This window comes from Alkalitalea saponilacus, from assembly GCF_900168165.1.
Classification (GTDB): domain Bacteria; phylum Bacteroidota; class Bacteroidia; order Bacteroidales; family Marinilabiliaceae; genus Natronoflexus; species Natronoflexus saponilacus.
The window spans coordinates 1-1,379 of sequence record NZ_FUYV01000083.1 but is presented as its reverse complement, the minus strand read 5'-3'; the positions used below and the strand labels follow the sequence as shown (position 1 = coordinate 1,379).

General features: G+C 32.6%; 1 protein-coding gene. It reads right to left on the bottom strand.

The genetic code is table 11. The annotated features are described in order from the left end of the window. Window positions 1-95: 95 nt before the first annotated feature. Window positions 96-1,265, bottom strand: coding sequence for an ATP-binding protein (locus tag B5X70_RS17710; protein ID WP_079559233.1), 1,170 nt, complete (start codon window positions 1,263-1,265; stop codon window positions 96-98). Window positions 1,266-1,379 lie beyond the last annotated feature (114 nt).

The window sequence follows — 1,379 nt, the reverse complement described above, 5'->3', positions numbered from 1 at the left end:
GAAAATTTGAGGCGGGGTAGGAGGGTGACTATTTAGCTGAACCAAAGCCATTGGTTATACACACTGTTAACGCCTGGCTTTTCCATTTTTCTTATTTAATAATTCATTCCAAAAGTCCATAAAGGTAGAACATTCCGATACCCATATTCAATATCATCTTTTACTAAAAATGATTTACCATCTTTTTCAATTTGGGTTTGTTTTTTATTCCTTCCACCAACTTCAAATGTGTAATTATCAATTATAAAATCAGCATTGGCAGATGAGATAACTTCATTTTTAAGTCGCATTTGATTGAAGAAGAAGGTTTCTCGGATGTTTCCAATATTTGATTTATCTCCAACCAAATTAAATATTATATTGGTGTTATCTAGATAAACTTTATCAACTTTTCCTAACCCACGAATTCCGCTGGTTTCATTACGCAATTGACCGATAAGTCCGGCTTTTTCCATATATGAGAAATAGTCGTCTAAGGAGTTTCTACTCACACCTATAATTTCTGATATTTTTGAAAAATTTGGTTTAAAAGGAACGCTTTCAGCGATAATAGAAAGTAAGCGTTTTAATTTTCGGCTTGTCCCTACATTGAGGTTAGCATATTGCGGAATATCAGTTTCCAATGTTTGTACAATGATTTGTCCTAACCGTAAATCTAATTCGTTTTCAATTCCAAAAGGAAAGTATCCACGCCTCAAATAGTCATTAAACAATGGTAGGGGATGATTAATATTTGTAAGTTTGACTTCATTATTGACTATTTGTTCCAATGAGTAAGCTTCAAATTCATAATTATGAAATAGTTTTAGGTATTCCCGAAATGAGAGACCTTGTAATTTATAAATAATTGCTCGGCGACTTAAATCTGCTGAGCCTTTTAGTATGTCAAGCACAGAAGAACCAGTGAAAACAATTTTTAAGGTAGGAAACGAATCGTAGATATTTTTTAATTCTCGCGACCAATCCGGATATTTGTGAATTTCATCGATAAACAAATATTCACTTGCATTTTTATATAAGTCATCGGCTAAATCAAATAGTTTGTTTTCACCAAAATAAAGGTCGTCTGCTGAAACGTATAAGGCTTTTTTACTGTTTAAATTTTCCTTGATATATTGTAAAATCATAGTCGTTTTACCAACGCCTCGTGGTCCAATTATCCCAATCATTCGACTATTCCATGCGACTTTGTCGTATAAATACCGCTTAAAACTAGTTGTCGTATTTAGTAAAAGCGTTTCAAATTTCTGGTAAAGTGTTTTCATTGCTTTTATATGCTATTTTTCTCAAAGATACAAAAAGCACAACACGATTGTCAATTATTTTCAAAATTGTTCATTTCGTTGTGCGTTTGTTTGTTTTCATGCTTGGCGTTAACG

Bases quoted from the DNA above. Each gene is read 5' to 3' on its own strand.
- B5X70_RS17710 (WP_079559233.1), bottom strand. From the start codon at position 1,265: ATGAAAACACTTTACCAGAAATTTGAAACGCTTTTACTAAATACGACA.